Source organism: Winogradskyella aurantiaca, assembly GCF_003362725.1.
In the GTDB taxonomy this organism is placed as follows: Bacteria; Bacteroidota; Bacteroidia; order Flavobacteriales; family Flavobacteriaceae; genus Winogradskyella_A; species Winogradskyella_A aurantiaca.
On record NZ_QKTV01000005.1, the window covers coordinates 124322 to 141103 of the forward strand.

Annotated in this window: 12 protein-coding genes; 11 read left to right on the forward strand and 1 reads right to left on the reverse strand. The window is 37.6% G+C overall.

Annotation, left to right across the window (positions count from 1 at the left end; all coding sequences use genetic code 11):
• Positions 1–20: 20 nt before the first annotated feature.
• Positions 21–2978, forward strand: coding sequence for an amidohydrolase family protein (locus DN064_RS09795; RefSeq protein ID WP_115462467.1), 2958 nt, complete (start codon positions 21–23; stop codon positions 2976–2978).
• An 18-nt stretch (positions 2979–2996) separates the two neighbouring features.
• A complete protein-coding gene (locus DN064_RS09800; RefSeq protein ID WP_115462468.1) occupies positions 2997–4304 on the forward strand; it encodes an amidohydrolase family protein in 1308 nt (435 codons plus the stop codon).
• Between the two features lie 23 nt (positions 4305–4327).
• Here DN064_RS09800 and DN064_RS09805 read toward each other — a convergent pair whose 3' ends face one another.
• On the reverse strand, positions 4328–5113 hold the full coding sequence (locus tag DN064_RS09805; protein ID WP_115462469.1) for a DUF6503 family protein: 786 nt from the start codon (positions 5111–5113) through the stop codon (positions 4328–4330).
• Between the two features lie 75 nt (positions 5114–5188).
• Here DN064_RS09805 and DN064_RS09810 point away from each other — a divergent pair, with 75 nt between their 5' ends.
• The 9 genes from DN064_RS09810 (at position 5189) to DN064_RS09850 (ending at position 16749) form a co-directional block, all read left to right on the forward strand.
• Positions 5189–5986, forward strand: coding sequence for a TrmH family RNA methyltransferase (locus DN064_RS09810; RefSeq protein ID WP_198659433.1), 798 nt, complete (start codon positions 5189–5191; stop codon positions 5984–5986).
• Between the two features lie 35 nt (positions 5987–6021).
• Complete coding sequence (locus tag DN064_RS09815; RefSeq protein ID WP_115462470.1) at positions 6022–7254, forward strand: M48 family metallopeptidase; 1233 nt, start codon at positions 6022–6024, stop codon at positions 7252–7254.
• 1 nt (position 7255) lies between these two features.
• Positions 7256–8098: a cyclase family protein gene (locus DN064_RS09820; protein WP_115462471.1), complete on the forward strand. Its 843-nt coding sequence runs from the start codon at positions 7256–7258 to the stop codon at positions 8096–8098.
• A gap of 45 nt (positions 8099–8143) precedes the next feature.
• On the forward strand, positions 8144–10351 hold the full coding sequence (locus tag DN064_RS09825) for a RelA/SpoT family protein (protein WP_115462472.1): 2208 nt from the start codon (positions 8144–8146) through the stop codon (positions 10349–10351).
• A gap of 22 nt (positions 10352–10373) precedes the next feature.
• Positions 10374–10829 carry a Fur family transcriptional regulator gene (locus tag DN064_RS09830; RefSeq protein ID WP_115462473.1) on the forward strand — a complete coding sequence of 152 codons (456 nt, stop codon included), beginning with the start codon at positions 10374–10376 and terminating at the stop codon, positions 10827–10829.
• Positions 10830–10841: 12 nt separating this feature from the next.
• Complete coding sequence (locus DN064_RS09835; protein ID WP_115462474.1) at positions 10842–12116, forward strand: adenylosuccinate synthase; 1275 nt, start codon at positions 10842–10844, stop codon at positions 12114–12116.
• Between the two features lie 79 nt (positions 12117–12195).
• The gene (locus tag DN064_RS09840) at positions 12196–14010 is read left to right on the forward strand and encodes an OstA-like protein (RefSeq protein ID WP_115462475.1); all 1815 of its coding nucleotides are present in this window, start codon (positions 12196–12198) and stop codon (positions 14008–14010) included.
• The gene (locus DN064_RS09845; protein ID WP_115462476.1) at positions 14007–15185 is read left to right on the forward strand and encodes an aspartate aminotransferase family protein; all 1179 of its coding nucleotides are present in this window, start codon (positions 14007–14009) and stop codon (positions 15183–15185) included. The genes DN064_RS09840 and DN064_RS09845 overlap by 4 nt, the downstream gene beginning before the upstream one ends.
• A 151-nt stretch (positions 15186–15336) precedes the next feature.
• On the forward strand, positions 15337–16749 hold the full coding sequence (locus tag DN064_RS09850; protein ID WP_115462477.1) for a tetratricopeptide repeat protein: 1413 nt from the start codon (positions 15337–15339) through the stop codon (positions 16747–16749).
• Positions 16750–16782: the final 33 nt, after the last annotated feature.

The following is a 16782-nucleotide window of genomic DNA, read 5'->3' on the forward strand; positions in this document are numbered from 1 at the left end:
AACACAAACTAACCCATATAATGATTAAAAACGTGCTATGGTTACTCATGTTTGCATGCAGTATACCTATTTTCGGTCAGGACTACTTTCCGAACAACTCAGGAGTTGCTACCAAAAATTCAAACTACACACTATTTACAAATGCTACCATTTATGCCTCACCAGATAAGGTGATAAAGAACGGTAGTCTTCTTATAAAAGAAGGAAAAGTAGTGTCTGTTGGAAAAAACATTAAAGCTCCAAAAAATGCTACCATTGTAGACCTTAGTGGTAAATTTATTTATCCTTCCTTTATAGACATCTACACAGCTTTCGGTGTAAAAAAGCCAGAACGCGTTCGCGGAAGTGGCCCACAATATGATGCTGGAAGGAGCGGTTTTTATTGGAATGATCATATACGGCCAGAACAAGAAGCCATGTACCTCTTCAAATATGACAGCAAGGCGGCATCAAGTATGCAAAAACTTGGTTTTGGAACCGTTAATACTAGTATCCAAGATGGTATCGTAAGAGGTACAGGAGCCCTTATCGCTTTAAATGATGAAGGAGATAATTCTGTTAGAGTTCTCGATCCTGCCTCGGCTCAATTTTTGTCATTTTCTAAAAGTGTACAATCCAGACAGTCCTATCCTACCTCACTTATGGGAAGTATGGCCCTCTTAAGACAAATGTACAATGATGCCAACTGGTATGCAGGTGGTAACTCAGAGACAACGGACCTTGCTTTGGAGGCTCTTAACCGAAACAAAGCACTGCCTCAGATTTTTGAAGCTGGAAGTCGCTCAAATTTGATGAGAGCAGATAAAGTAGGGGATCAATTTGGAATTCAATACATTATTGTTGGTGGAGGCGATGAATACGAGCGCATTACTGATGTTAAGAATACCAATGCAGCCGTAATATTGCCACTTGATTTTCAAAAAGCTTTTGATGTGGAAGATCCCTTTTTAGCTTCCACCCTGTCGGTGAGTGACATGCGCGCCTGGAATCAAGGCCCATACAATCCAGCCATTTTAGAAAAAAACGATATTACTTTTGCCTTAACAACCCATGGTTTAAAAAGTGTCAAGGATTTTAAATCAAATCTTATGACCGCGGTCTCTAAAGGTCTGTCGAAAGAAACAGCCCTAAAAGCTCTAACCACAGTTCCTGCACAGCTTCTTGGTAAATCAGATGTTCTGGGTACACTTAAAGCAGGAGCTTTTGCCAATTTCCTCATTAGTTCTGGTGATATTTTTGACAAAGAAACCACCCTTTATGAAAATTGGGTTCAAGGTGAAGCGCACATCATTAATACCATGAATGCTCATGACATTCGTGGGGATTACAGTTTCTCCATCAATGGGAAGCAAATAGAGATGAGCCTTAATGGTACAATTGAAAAACCCAAAGCTACTCTTAAAAGTGGAGGTCAGAAGTTAGGTTCTAAAATGAGCTATAATGACGATTGGATGACGCTTACCTACACAGAATCTACAGATTCACCTAAGGCTTTCACAAGAATTTCAGCTAAAACCTCGGATGGTAAGACCTTAAATGGTAAGGCAACCCTACCAAACGGAGACGTTGTGGCATTTTCTGCTACAAAGGCTGAGGGTAAATCAGATGAGAAGAAAAAGGGTGGTCAAAAGGATTCTGAATCCTCTAATATGTTCGCAGTTACCTATCCAAATGTTGGTTTTGGTTTTAAGGACCAACCTAAGAGTGAAACAATTTTATTTAAAAACGCTACTGTTTGGACTAACGAAGCAGACGGGGTGCTGGAAAATACGGATGTACTGATAAAAGGTGGTAAAATTGCCCAAATCGGTAAGGATCTGAAAGCAGGTGGAGCCAGGGTAATTGATGCCACGGGCAAGCACATAACTGCAGGAATTATTGACGAGCACTCTCATATTGCGGCTACCTCAATTAATGAGGCTGGGCATAACTCTTCAGCTGAAGTCACTATTGAAGACGTTATTGATGATGAAGATATTGATATCTACAGAAATCTAGCTGGTGGTGTTACTTCCATTCAAATTTTGCATGGTTCTGCCAATCCTATAGGTGGACGCTCTGCGATTATCAAACTAAAATGGGGAGCGTCTGCTGACAACCTCGTATATGATGAAAGTCCAAAATTTATAAAGTTTGCCCTTGGTGAAAACGTAAAACAGTCCAGAAGTCAAAACGGTATCCGTTTCCCACAGTCTAGAATGGGGGTTGAGCAGGTTTATGTGGATTATTTCAGCCGCGCCAAGGAATATGATGATAAAAAGAAAAGTGGTCAAGCCTATCGCATGGACACCGAAATGGAAGTCTTAGCAGAAATTTTAAATGGTGAGCGCTTCATTTCCTGCCACTCTTATGTGCAAAGCGAGATTAATATGTTGATGAAGGTTGCAGAGCAGTTTAATTTTAGAATCAACACTTTTACCCACATTTTAGAAGGCTATAAGGTTGCTGATAAGATGAAAGAACATGGTGTTGGTGGTTCTACTTTTAGCGATTGGTGGGCCTACAAATACGAAGTAAATGATGCCATTCCCTACAACGCTGCCATTATGCATAATGTTGGTGTTACTGTAGCAGTTAATAGTGATGATGCTGAAATGTCCAGACGTTTGAATCAGGAAGCAGCTAAATCAGTAAAATACGGTGGGGTGTCCGAAGAAGATGCACTTAAGTTTGTCACTCTCAATCCTGCCAAATTATTGCACATCGATGATAGGGTTGGAAGTTTGAAGGTTGGAAAAGATGCCGATGTAGTGTTGTGGTCTGATCATCCTTTATCCATTTATGCCAAAGCAGAAAAAACGATTATCGAAGGGGTAACCTATTTTGATATTGAAAAGGATCGGGAACTGCGTGCCGCACTTCAAAAAGAAAAAAGTGAACTAATCAATCTTATGTTGGAAGACAAAAACAAAGGATTGAAAACACAACCAATTCAAAAGAAGGAAAAGGAACTCATGCATTGCGATTCTTTGGATTAATCATTTAAACACCCAATTATGAAATCATTAAAATTTTTATACATACTAGTCATTTGTTGTGTTTCTGGCTTAGCCGCACAACAAACACCTGCTTCTGAGCAATCCAAAGATTTTGCAGTCATTGGAGCAACTGCCCACATTGGTAATGGAGAGGTAATTGAAAACAGTATCATTGTAGTTAGGTCTGGAAGAATCGAAACCATTGGTAAAGCGGATGAAATTGTGATCGCCATGGGCAATATTGATGTGATTAACGCTGAAGGAAAACACATCTATCCAGGTATAATTGTATCTAATTCTACCCTAGGCTTGGTGGAGGTTGATGCTGTAAAAGCGTCTAGTGACCAGGCCGAAATTGGAACCTATAATTCACATATTAGAAGTTTGATTGCTTACAATGCTGAATCTAAGGTTGTGGAATCTATGAGACCCAATGGAGTATTACTTGGACAAGTAGTACCTAGAGGTGGTCGCGTATCTGGGACCTCATCAGTAGTACAGTTCGATGCCTGGAACTGGGAAGATGCGGCTGTAAAAGTTGATGAAGGCCTTCATATCAACTGGCCTAATACCTTTACAAGGGGGCGTTGGTGGTTAGGAGAAGACCCCGGGCTTAAACCCAACAAGAATTACTCCAAACAAATCCAGGAATTATCTAATTACCTGTCTGAATCAAAGACCTATAATAGCGGAGATAAATCAGTTACCAACCTGCCTTATGCTGCTATGGCAGGATTGTTTGACGGTTCCAAACGCCTTTATGTGCATGCCAATGACGAAAAAAGTATAACTGATGTCGTGACATTTGCCAAGGCTAACGGAATTGACAAACTAACGATTGTTGGTGGTTACGAAGCTCACAAAGTTGCCGAATTACTTGAATCAAACAATGTGTCAGTAATGCTTAGACGTGTCCATACAAGACCAAATTCTCAGGATGATGATTACGATCAACCGTTTAAACTAGCGAAAGCCCTTGTGGATGCGGGAGTATTAGTGTCTTTGGAAACAAGTGGTCAAATGGAACGTATGAATTCGAGAAACCTGCCGTTTTATGCAGGTACAACGGTTGCCTATGGTCTGAGTAAAGAACAAGCTCTTGAATTAATTACTCTTAACCCAGCAAAAATTCTTGGGATTGATAAGGACTATGGTAGTCTGGAATCTGGTAAAAGTGGCACCTTCTTTATTTCTGAAGGGGATGCCTTAGATATGCGGACAAACATTCTCACTCATGCTTTTATTGATGGCAGAGCCATTAGCTTAGAAAGTCACCAAACCAAACTTTGGAAACGTTATGCTGAAAAATACAATGATGGTAAATAAAAAAAGGGCTAAAGGCCCTTTTTTTATTCTATAATATTTGAATTTTCTTCTGGTTCGAATATGACCCCATCTGGAGCATTTGGGCTTATGTCGACATCTACAAACTCGAGAGTATTGCGTCTTTCAATAGGAAGGCCCTCTTCTACTTTATACCAGCTTATTGCTTTTGGTAGTTTAAGCCCATTAAGGTTTTGCCAATCATGATACTCAATAAATCTAAAGTTGGAACTCTTTTCATCCTTACCAAAAGTAACAGTATAGGCCAACCAGGCCATCTGATAGGTTTCAGGATGGTAGTAGATGATGTATTGATCTTCTGGTGATGCGCCAACCCCGTCATTATATGAAATTAATAATCCCGGATACTCAACACCATTATGACTTAACGGTGCTCTTTCTTCATAAGTAATGCCATCATCGGCTAAGACAAAAGGCATGGCATAGAAATAAAACATCAGGCCATTATAAAACTTTGCGTTACCTGTGTAGGATATGGTATCCAGTTCCTTAACCCATAAAGCACTACCGTTGAAGCCTAATTTATAAGTAGGTGTCTCAATAATTGAATGTCTCGATTTTAAATTGGTAAGTGTAGTCTCAATCCCATTAGGACGTTCCATCCCAAAGGATAAACCGTTCATTGACTGCCAGTTACTCAACCCCCCGTGGGCTTTAAACACTGATTCCAGAGCCTCTGGGTAAGCGCTTTCTACTTTTACTAATGGCGCTTGATCGGATTGGTTTTGTGGATCATTTTTACAGGAAATAAAGAGAAAAATGACCATAAGGCTAATTGCGATTTGTTTCATTTGATTTTGTTTTATGAGCCTTTTGACGTTACCCTTACGAATTAATTACATAGATTTAAATTACTTTTGCACTAGATGATAAAAACTATATCTAGCGCGCAAAATCCTTTCATAAAGGAATTGATTCAACTCAAAGAGAAGTCGCGTAGTAGAAAAAAAAATGGCCTTTTTATAATAGAAGGAAAACGAGAACTATCTCTCGCCATTAAGGGAGGGTACAAAATCAACTCGTTATTATTTTATCCAGACCTATTCTCTGAAACAGAGGCCAAAGCTATGCAGCATTATGGTATTGAAATCATTGAAATATCTCAAAATGTTTTTCAAAAGCTGGCACATAGGCAAACCACTGAGGGTATTATTGGTGTTGTCAATAGTAAATCGCATAGTTTAGATGAATTAAAATTCTTATCTAAAAACCCGCTTATTCTTGTTGCCGAGGCACCAGAAAAACCGGGAAATATAGGTGCGCTACTCAGGACAGCAGACGCAGCCAATGTTGACGCCGTAATTATTGCAGATCCTTTGTCTGATCTATACAACCCTAACATTATAAGGTCCAGTGTTGGCTCTGTGTTTACAACGCAAATTGCCATGGCCTCATCGGTAGAAACAATCGCCTATTTAAATCAATTAAACTTTAATATTTTCTCTGCGATTTTACAAAAGTCTGTTCCATATAACACTCAAGATTTTACACTTCCCACTGCAATCGTGGTAGGGACCGAAGCAATCGGACTCTCTGATCAATGGAGGGAGGCTGCCTTAGCTAATATTCACATTCCAATGAGCGGAGTCATTGACTCAATGAACGTCTCAGTTGCAGCTGGAATACTTATTTTTGAAGCTAAAAGACAAAGAGATTTCCGCTGAACCCAACCTTTCATACCCTCTAAATTAACCATATCATGACTTCCATAAACTTGTTTTATATCATCACTGGGATTATAGTTGTCAATTTCATCAAAGACAAAATATTGAATGCTGTCAACGCTAAACATTTTGGTGACACCTTACCTGAAGAAGTAGCGGATGTTTTTGATGAGGACGCCTATAAAAAATCTCAAGATTACAAGCTTACAAATTATCGTTTTGGTATTTGGTCTTCCTGGTTTTCATTGATCTTAACATTGGGATTTCTTTTTCTCGATGGATTTGAATACGTCGATAATCTCGCTCGCTCATATTCGAGTAACTCCATAATTACAGGACTCCTATTTTTTGGGATCATCATGCTAGGTTCGGACATTATTTCAACTCCATTCTCCTATTATAGAACTTTCGTTATTGAAGAAAAATTTGGTTTCAATAAAACAAGCCGTAAAACCTTCTGGACAGATAAAATAAAAGGTCTATTCATGACAGCCATAATTGGAGGAGGCCTACTAGCATTGATCATATGGTTTTACGAGTTGACCACTAACCTATTTTGGATCTACACCTGGATCGCTATTACCATATTTACCGTTTTTATGAATATGTTTTATTCAAGGTTAATTGTTCCATTGTTTAATAAGCAAACTCCTCTGGAGAAAGGTGATTTATTTAATAAAATCTCGAGTTATGCCGCGACTGTTGGGTTTAATTTAGAGAAAATCTTTGTGATAGATGGTTCCAAAAGAAGCACCAAGGCCAATGCCTATTTTTCAGGTTTTGGAAGTGAAAAAAGGGTGACACTTTACGATACACTAATCAATGAACTTAATGATGAAGAAATTGTTGCTGTACTAGCCCACGAAGTTGGTCACTACAAGAGAAAACACATCATTTTCAACCTTATTAGCAGTATTTTAATGACAGGAATAACCTTATTCGTTTTGTCTGTCTTTATATCAAATCCATTATTGTCCAATGCCATAGGGGTTGAAATAGCGAGCTTCCATGTAGGTCTTGTGGCGTTTGGGCTCTTATATTCTCCAATATCTGAGCTAACCGGATTATTAATGAACTCTATTTCAAGAAAATTTGAATATCAGGCCGATGATTTTGCAAGGAAAACTTATAAAGCTGAACCATTAATTAGTTCATTAAAAAAGCTTTCTAAAAATAGTCTTAGTAACTTAACACCACATAAAGCTTATGTTTGGGTACACTATTCGCACCCAACGCTGTATGATCGTATAAGAAATCTAAAAGGTTAATATGAAGTTTTTATATAGGTTCTATTTCGTATTCGTAATACTACTGACAACTTTTTCCTGCCAACATAAAGAGTCTCAAGTACAAAAACATAATGAACCATTATCTCTCGACGACTTGGAACTAATTGATTTATCCCATTCTTATTCTAGGGAAACAGTGTATTGGGTTACAGCTAAAGAATTCAAATTGGATACAGTGGCTTATGCTAAAACAGATAAGGGGTTCTTTTATGCGGCCAATAACTTTGAGACAGCCGAACATGGTGGCACCCATATTGATGCACCAATTCACTTTGCTGAGGGTAAACAAACAGTTGATGAGATTCCACTAAAACGATTAATTGGTAAGGCTGTAAAAATTGATGTCTCCGAAAAAGCCAATGGCAATGTTGATTACTTAATTTCTGTTGAGGACCTGATAGCGTGGGAAACCAAACATAAACAAGAGATTCCTGAAGAAAGTATTCTTCTTTTAGAAAGTGGTCACTCGAAATTTTACCCGAACAAATTAGACTATCTGGGAACCGATGAACGAGGTGAAGAAGCAATATCTAAATTACATTTTCCCGGATTAGATCCGGAAGCAGCTGAATGGCTTATCAATAATAGAAAAATCAAATCTATTGGTATTGATACCCCAAGCATCGATTATGGTCAATCCGAATATTTTAAGACACATGTGATTCTATTAAGGGAGAACATCCCGGTATTTGAAAATCTAACCAATCTTAGTAAACTTCCAGAATCTGGATTTTCATTGATGGCCCTACCCATGAAAATTAAAGGTGGTAGTGGTGCTCCTTTGCGCATTGTTGCATTAGTTCCAAATAATGTCTTAAACTAGTTCTGATTTGTTGTCAGGTTAACTTGGTTTTACTACATTAGTTCTATGACTGAAGAGGCGATAGAACAAGAGAATGCTGCTATTACAAAAGCGTACAAAGAACTCCTTAAAGTAAGTTATCAAACTCTAACAAGAGAGGATAAAAAACTTATTAGACATGCTTTTGAGGTGGCGCTAGATGCTCATAAAGATCAAAGAAGGAAATCAGGAGAGGCATATATTTTCCATCCTCTAGCAGTTGCTAAGATTGTTGCCCAGGAGATAGGATTGGACGCTACCAGTATTGCGGCTGCTCTTCTTCATGATGTTGTGGAAGACAATCCAAATTACACCATTGCCGATATTGAACAACTATTTGGTGAAACAGTAGCCCGAATTGTAGATGGCCTTACCAAAATTTCTTCGCTTAAAAAGGATATGGATGTTTCTCTTCAGGCCGAGAACTTTAGGAAAATGCTATTAACACTGAATGATGACGTTCGCGTCATAATCATCAAAATAGCAGATCGTTTGCACAATATGCTAACGATGGACTCTATGCGTGATGACAAGCAAGTTAAAATAGCATCAGAAACCCTCTATATCTATGCCCCTTTAGCGCATAGAATAGGACTCTACAATATAAAAACTGAGCTGGAAGACCTTGGTTTAAAGTATACCGAGCCTGAGGTATATAAAGATATTTTTAATAAAATAAAAGAAAGCAAGGAAGAGCAAGACGCTTACATAAAAAACTTCTCAAAGGTTATTAAAAAGTCTTTGGACAAAGAAGATCTTGAGTATGAAATAAAGGGGCGTTCTAAGTCGATTTTTAGTATTCGCCGTAAAATGCTCAAGCAGGGCGTTTCATTTGATGAAGTCTATGATAAGTTCGCCGTTAGAATTATTTACAAATGCGATCTTGATAACGAAAAGTTCTTAGCATGGAAAATCTATTCTGTAGTCACAGATCATTTTACCCCAAACCCAATTAGACTGCGTGATTGGATCTCATCTCCAAAATCGACAGGATACGAGGCGCTACATATTACTGTAGTTGGACCTGAAAGTCGCTGGGTGGAAGTTCAAATACGTTCGGAACGTATGAACGAAATAGCGGAAAAAGGTTATGCCGCTCATTACAAATACAAGAATGCCAATGTAAAAGAAGATAATCTTGATCTTTGGATTAATAAGCTTCAAGAGGCGCTAGAAAGTAATGAGACTAATGCCGTTGACTTTGTAGAGCAATTCAAACTCAATCTATATTCTAAAGAGATATTTGTTTTCTCACCAAAAGGAGATCTTAAATCGCTTCCTAAGGGAGCTACACCTCTAGACTTCGCCTTCAGCATCCATACAGAAGTTGGCATGAAAACCCGAGGTGCAAAAGTTAATGGCAAACTGGTACCTCTCAGTCATGAATTACAAAGTGGTGACCGTATTGAAATTTTGACTTCTGAGAACTCGAAACCTAACTCTAACTGGTTGGATTACGCAACTACTGCGAGAGCTAGGAGTAAAATAAAATCATACCTCAACGCTGATAAAAAGGAGGTAGCCAATGAAGGTAAGGAGATTTTGCGCAGGAAACTCAAACAATTAAAGATCAACCTAAATGAAAAAACAGTCAATGAACTGGTTAATTACTTTAAGCTAAGTACCTCACTGGACCTGTTCTACAGAGTTGGATTAGGCACAATAGATAATTCTATGCTCAAGGCCTATGCCAACTCTCGCAGCAATGTATTAGTTAGCTATATTAAAAATAAAATACGTAAGGCTGACACTCCAAAGGATGTCGACAAAGAAGAGATCACTTCTAAATTTGATATGCTGGTGTTCGGTAAGGAAGAGGAACGTCTCAATTATACACTAGCTAAATGCTGTAATCCAATTCCCGGAGACAAGGTATTTGGGTTTCTTACCATTAATGATGGAATTAAAGTTCATAAAAACGATTGTCCCAATGCTCTAAGCTTACAATCGAACTATGCCTATCGTATCATGACCGCTAAGTGGATCGACAGTACACAACAAGAGTTCACTGCCCAAATCCAGCTATCTGGATTGGATAATTTAGGATTGGTTAATGAGGTCACCAAGGTAATCTCATCTAACATGCACGTCAACATTAAAAGTCTTTCCTTTTCATCTGATGACGGCATATTTTCTGGAAAAATCACCCTCGCTGTAAAAACCAAAACCATTTTAAAAAAACTCATCGAAAATCTCAAGAAAATTAATGGTATTGAGAAGGTGACAAGAGTTTAATTTTTGTGTAAATTTGCGGCTTATGACAAATGCCAAAACAGAAGAAACCAATCAGGAAATTGTGAAGCGTGTTTTCACGGAATTCCTTGAAGAAAAGGGCCATAGAAAAACACCTGAGCGCTATGCTATTCTTCAAGAAATATATGATAGTGAAGAGCATTTTGACATTGAGTCATTGTACATAAAAATGAAGAATAAGAACTATCGAGTTAGTAGAGCCACACTTTACAATACGATAGAATTATTGTTGGAATGCGCATTGGTAAGAAAACACCAGTTTGGACAGAATCAAGCACATTATGAAAAATCGTATTTCGATAAGCAACATGATCACGTTATTCTAACTGACACTGGTGAAGTAATTGAATTCTGCGATCCACGTATTCAATCCATAAAAAAAACCATAGAAGAGGTATTTAATATTGAAATATCTAACCATTCTCTTTACTTCTATGGCAACCGAAAAAAGAACGACTAACTCAACTAAATAATGGCAGTAGATTTACTACTTGGTTTACAATGGGGAGACGAAGGCAAGGGAAAAATTGTTGACGTTTTCACCACTAAATATGATATCATAGCACGCTTTCAAGGCGGTCCAAATGCCGGACATACACTTGTATTTAATGGGCATAAGCACGTGTTACATACCATTCCTTCAGGTATTTTTCATGAAAACACGGTTAACTTAGTTGGCAATGGTGTCGTGATTGATCCTGTAATATTCAAGGGGGAACTGGATAAACTCGAGGATCAGGGAGTGGATTACAGAAAATCACTCTTTATCTCAAGAAAAGCACATATTATTTTACCAACCCATCGACTATTGGACGCTGCTAGTGAAGCTTCCAAGGGTAAAGCCAAAATTGGTTCCACTCTTAAAGGAATTGGCCCAACCTATATGGATAAAACTGGACGAAATGGTATTCGCATTGGTGATATTGAGTTAGAATCCTGGAAAGAGAAATACAGGGCTCTTGCAAACAAGCATGAAGCTATGATCAAGTTTTATAATGTAGACCTTGACTATAATTTAGATGAACTCGAAGAAAAGTTCTTTGAGGCCATTGATGTCTTGAAAAGTCTAACATTTATCGATTCAGAAGAATATGTAAGTCAAGCTCAGAAGTCTGGAAAGAAAATATTGGCAGAAGGAGCCCAGGGATCATTGCTTGATATTGATTTTGGAACCTACCCGTATGTCACATCCTCTAATACTACCGCCGCTGGTGCTTGTACAGGTTTAGGTGTTGCACCAAATAAAATAGGTGATGTTTTTGGAATTTTTAAAGCCTACACCACGCGTGTTGGTTCTGGTCCATTTCCAACAGAGCTTTTTGATAAGGTTGGCGAGACTATGGGACGAGTTGGTCATGAATTTGGCGCCACTACAGGAAGAGCTAGACGCTGTGGCTGGTTAGATCTAGTGGCCCTGCGCTATGCGTGCGAAGTAAATGGTGTTACTCAGTTAATTATGATGAAGGGCGATGTATTATCTGGTTTCAATACCTTAAAAGTGTGTACCGCATACAATTACAGAGGAGAAGAAATTAAACATTTGCCATATAACATCGAATCTTCCAACGTAACTCCAATTTATACCGAGTTAAAAGGATGGGAAGAAGAATTAACTGAAATGACTCATAAAGATCAATTTCCTCAAGAATTGAACGACTATATTGATTTCTTAGAGAAAGAATTAGAAATTCCAATTACAGTTGTGTCGGTTGGACCAGATAGAAAACAGACTATTAACAGATCATAAATTTTTATTTTGCTCTGTTAAAAAATCTGTTAATCCGCAATAAGCGCCTTACATTTAAAGTTAGTTAGGCTTAAAAGCAATGTCAAAATCAGTCAATTTAATAGGTCTTATTGCCTTGTTCCTGTTCATTTCTATAAATGTTCTTGGGCAGAATAAAAAGCGTCTTACCATAAAATACAGTGGAAGAACTGTAGACCAAGTTGAAAACAACAAGGGAGCTTTAGTTTTTCAACGCGATAGCAGGCAACAGGTTCACTTTTTATATGATGGCATAGACATGTGGTGCGATAAAGCCATCTATTACGAAGATGATGAGTTCATTGAAGCTTACAGTAATGTAAGAATGAAACAAGGCGATACTATTCACATGACCGCTAAATACATTGAATACAGCGGTATTAGTCAGTTAGCTTTTGCAAGCGGAAATGTTGTTTTAAGAGAACCGCAATCCACCTTGTTAACAGATACACTTTATATGGATCGTGTTCAACAACAGGCCTATTACGAAACAGGTGGAAGGGTTATAAAAGATACCTCCGGTACTATTACTAGTAACATTGGCAGGTACTACTTTAATTCCAAAAAATACCAGTTCTTATCAGACGTAGTACTGGTTAATCCTGATTATGTATTAAATACCAATCGCCTTGACTTTTACACTGAACCTGGATACGCTTATTTGTATGGTCCATCAACCATTACTGGTGACGATAGCAAGATTTATTGTGAAAGAGGTTTTTACGATACGAAAAATAATGTTGGCCATTTTCAGAGAAATGCTCGTATAGATTATGAAAACAGGGTTGTAGAAGGAGATAGTTTATACTTTGATAGAAACAGGAACTTTGCTTCTGCCAACAATAATATAAAGGTAACGGATACCATTAATAACAGTGTTGTTAGAGGGCATTATGCAGAAGTCTTTAAAGCCAAGGATTCTATATTTATAACTAAAAGAGCTTTAGCGGTAACCCTTCAGGAAAAAGACTCTATATACATACATGCTGACACATTAATGCTGACAGGACCTCCTGAAAAACGTATCACTAGAGCATATTACGACGTTAGAATTTATAAAAGTGACCTAGCTGGAAAATCAGATTCTGTTCACGTTAATCATGAAACTGGTTTGTTGCAAATGCTTAATCTAAAGAGGTTTAGCTCTACGGATGCTTTTGCTCAACAAAGAAAACCCATACTCTGGAGTTTGGATAATCAGATGACAGGTGATACCATTCATCTTATTTCTAATGTTGTAACAGAAAAACTGGATACCCTTAAAGTATTTAATAATGCATTTTTAATTAGCAAAGACTCTTTAAGTGAAGATGGTTATAATCAAGTGAAAGGAAAAGTGTTGATTGGATTGTTTAGAAACAATGAATTATACAATGTTGATATCAATAAAAATGCTGAGGTTATACAGTATTCCCGAGATAGTTATGGGGCTTTAATTGGTATAAATAAGTCAAAGTCTGGAAGCATAAATATTAAGTTGGCTGATAGTGAAATAGAGATTATCACACTACTCAATAGGCCCGATGGGGAAATAACTCCAGAATCCCAGTTCCCAGAGAATGCCAATAAGTTAAGAGGGTTTGATTGGCGAGGAAGTGAACGCCCTAGGAATGTTGAAGATTTATTTTCAGACGATGATCCTGTTTATCTCCCTAAAATCTACGGTCTTGATGATCCAGAACCATCTGAAGAATTTTTTAATGAGGAATTGATGGATCGTGTTAACTCAGCTGCGCCAGACGATGAAGATTCACCTAATAAAGCAGCACGTAATATTCCACCAATGAAAGTTATTGAAATCGATTCTGCCTTATTACAATTCCCGAAATTCAAGCAAAAACAAACAAAAACACCTAATAAAAAAGGGGGTAATTGAGTTATCAGGATTTCTTAAAATATCAAACACAAACCTCACCTCACCCACTTGGGGTTGATGTAGAACGTGCTTCTGGATCTTATATATATGATACCAATGGACGTAGCTATCTTGACATGGTAGCTGGAATTTCTGCCTGTACCTTAGGACATAGCCATCCAAAAATAACCACAGCCATCAAGCAACAGGTCGATTCTTACATGCATGTTATGGTGTATGGTGAGTTTGCTCAGGGGCCAGCAGTGGAATTGTGTAAGTTTCTTGCTAAACAACTACCTTCTAATCTCAACACCACCTACCTTGTTAATTCAGGTACCGAAGCTGTTGAAGGAAGTCTTAAACTTGCTAGAAGGTATACTGGTAGATCTGAAATAATTGCTGCCAACAACTCTTATCATGGAAATACAATGGGTTCATTAAGTCTTATGTCACCACATGAGCGTAAAAGCCCGTTCCTTCCCCTGATACCTGGAGTTAAACATATAACGTTCAACTGCGAATGGTGTCTGCAACAGATAACATCAAAAACAGCAGCAGTAATATTAGAAACTATTCAAGGAGGAGCCGGATTCATAGAACCATTCGATGACTATTTAAAAAAGGTCAAAGAACGTTGTAATGCCGTTGGTGCCTTATTAATCCTTGATGAAATACAACCAGGTATCGGAAGAACCGGAAAGCTCTTTGGATTTGAAAATTATAGTGTAGTACCAGATATTTTAGTTACTGGTAAAGGTTTGGGTGGTGGCTTGCCTATAGGTGCATTTACAAGTTCCCATGCCATTATGAAATCCTTAAGCAATAACCCAAAACTTGGTCATATCACAACATTTGGTGGTAATCCGGTAATTGCAGCCGCAGGCCTGGCAACATTAAAAGAAGTGGTTAAGTCTGAGCTTATGCCATTGGCGCTTGAAAAGGAAGTATTCATAAAGAAAAAATTGCAACACCAGAACATCCTTGAAATAAGAGGTAAAGGATTAATGCTCGCCATAATGACCGATTCTAATGAAACAACTAATAAGGTTATAAAGTATTGTTTTGATCACGGGGTACTACTATTCTGGTTACTTTTTGAGCCGAAGGCTATAAGACTAACACCTCCACTCACAATTACTGTTGCTGAATTGGATAAGGCCTGTGATATCATCCTAGAAGCCTTCAATAACACTTAATTGAATAATAGCTTTATAGTAAGCTAGCATTATCATTCCGACTAATAATGTGACATTATATGTTAATATAATTGTTAAAAACAAAAACACCTCATCTATATATCATTAACGCATAAATGTAATTTTAAATCAGTGAACAATTCATTTGCTTATGGAATATAGTCATAACGACAGCCCCAACAACCTCTCACTTACCAAATTTGAATCGATGCTTAAAACAAATGATGTTCTGTTTTTCGATTCTAGCGAGTTTGAAAATATCATCCATCACTATCTCGAATCTGGTAAAATCGCCTTAGCTAAAAAAGCCATCAAATTAGGCTTAGAGCAACATCCAACATCTGTTAATCTTCAACTGTTCAAGGTTGAAATATTAGTTATAGAAAACAAGTTTGACAGTGCAGACGACATTCTAGAGCACCTCCATATCCTTGAACCGAACAATGAAGAAATCTATATTCAGAAAGCAAACATCCTTTCTAAGCAGGATGAACACGAACAAGCAATAGGCACCCTACTTACCGCCTTGGATTTAACAGTTAATGAAGAAGACTCCACGGATATCTATGCTTTAATTGGCATGGAATATTTATTTCTTGACCAATTTGAAAATGCTATTATCTACTTTCAGAAGTGCCTTGAAGTTGACCTGATGGATTATTCGGCATTGCATAATATTATTTATTGTTTCGACTTTTTAGATAAAAACAGAGAAGCTATAGATTTTCTAAATCACTATTTGGATAAGAACCCCTATTGCGAGGTTGCCTGGCATCAATTAGGAAGACAGTATTTTGCAATAAAAGAGTTTAAAAAAGCTGAAGCAGCTTTTGATTTCGCCATTATTTCTGATGATACTTTTATAGGGGCCTATCTGGAAAAAGGAAAAGTTTTAGAAAAACAAGGTCAGTATAAAGAAGCCATAGAACAGTACAAAATCACACTCGCTCTGGATGATCCCACCTCCTTTGCCTTATTGCGAATAGGCCATTGTTATGAGAAAATGGGACTGGATGATTTAGCGGTGCAGTTCTTTGATAAAACGGTAGCTGAAGATCCGTTGTTAGATAAAGGATGGATTGCTATTACTAAATTTTATTCTAAAAAACAGAATTATCAGAAAGCACTCTATTTTATTAACAAAGCCATTGCAATTGATTCTGATAATGTTTTGTATTGGAAATTGTTCGCAAAGATTAATCTCAGACTGAACTTTCTTGAAGAAGCTGAACACGGTTACCAGAGGACCCTTGAATTAGGTAATTACGAATTGGACTCTTGGCTTTGTAGAGGAGATATTCTAGTTCAACTTGGTGAGTATAAGGCCGCCATTGATAATTTAACCCAGGCAGCCGAATTTTATCAAGATTCAGCGGAGATTGAATTTAGATTAGCCGGTTTATATTTTAAGACTTCTGATAGCAATAAAGGCCGTTATCATTTAAAGAATGCCTACAAACTTGACCCTGAATATGACTTTATCATTATTGAGCTATTTCCAGGTATAGAAACACAACCTATGGTTAAGGAAATCATCAAAAAATACCAGGGAGGCTCAATTTAAAATCCATAACTTCGTTGCTAAATTCTTTTCTAA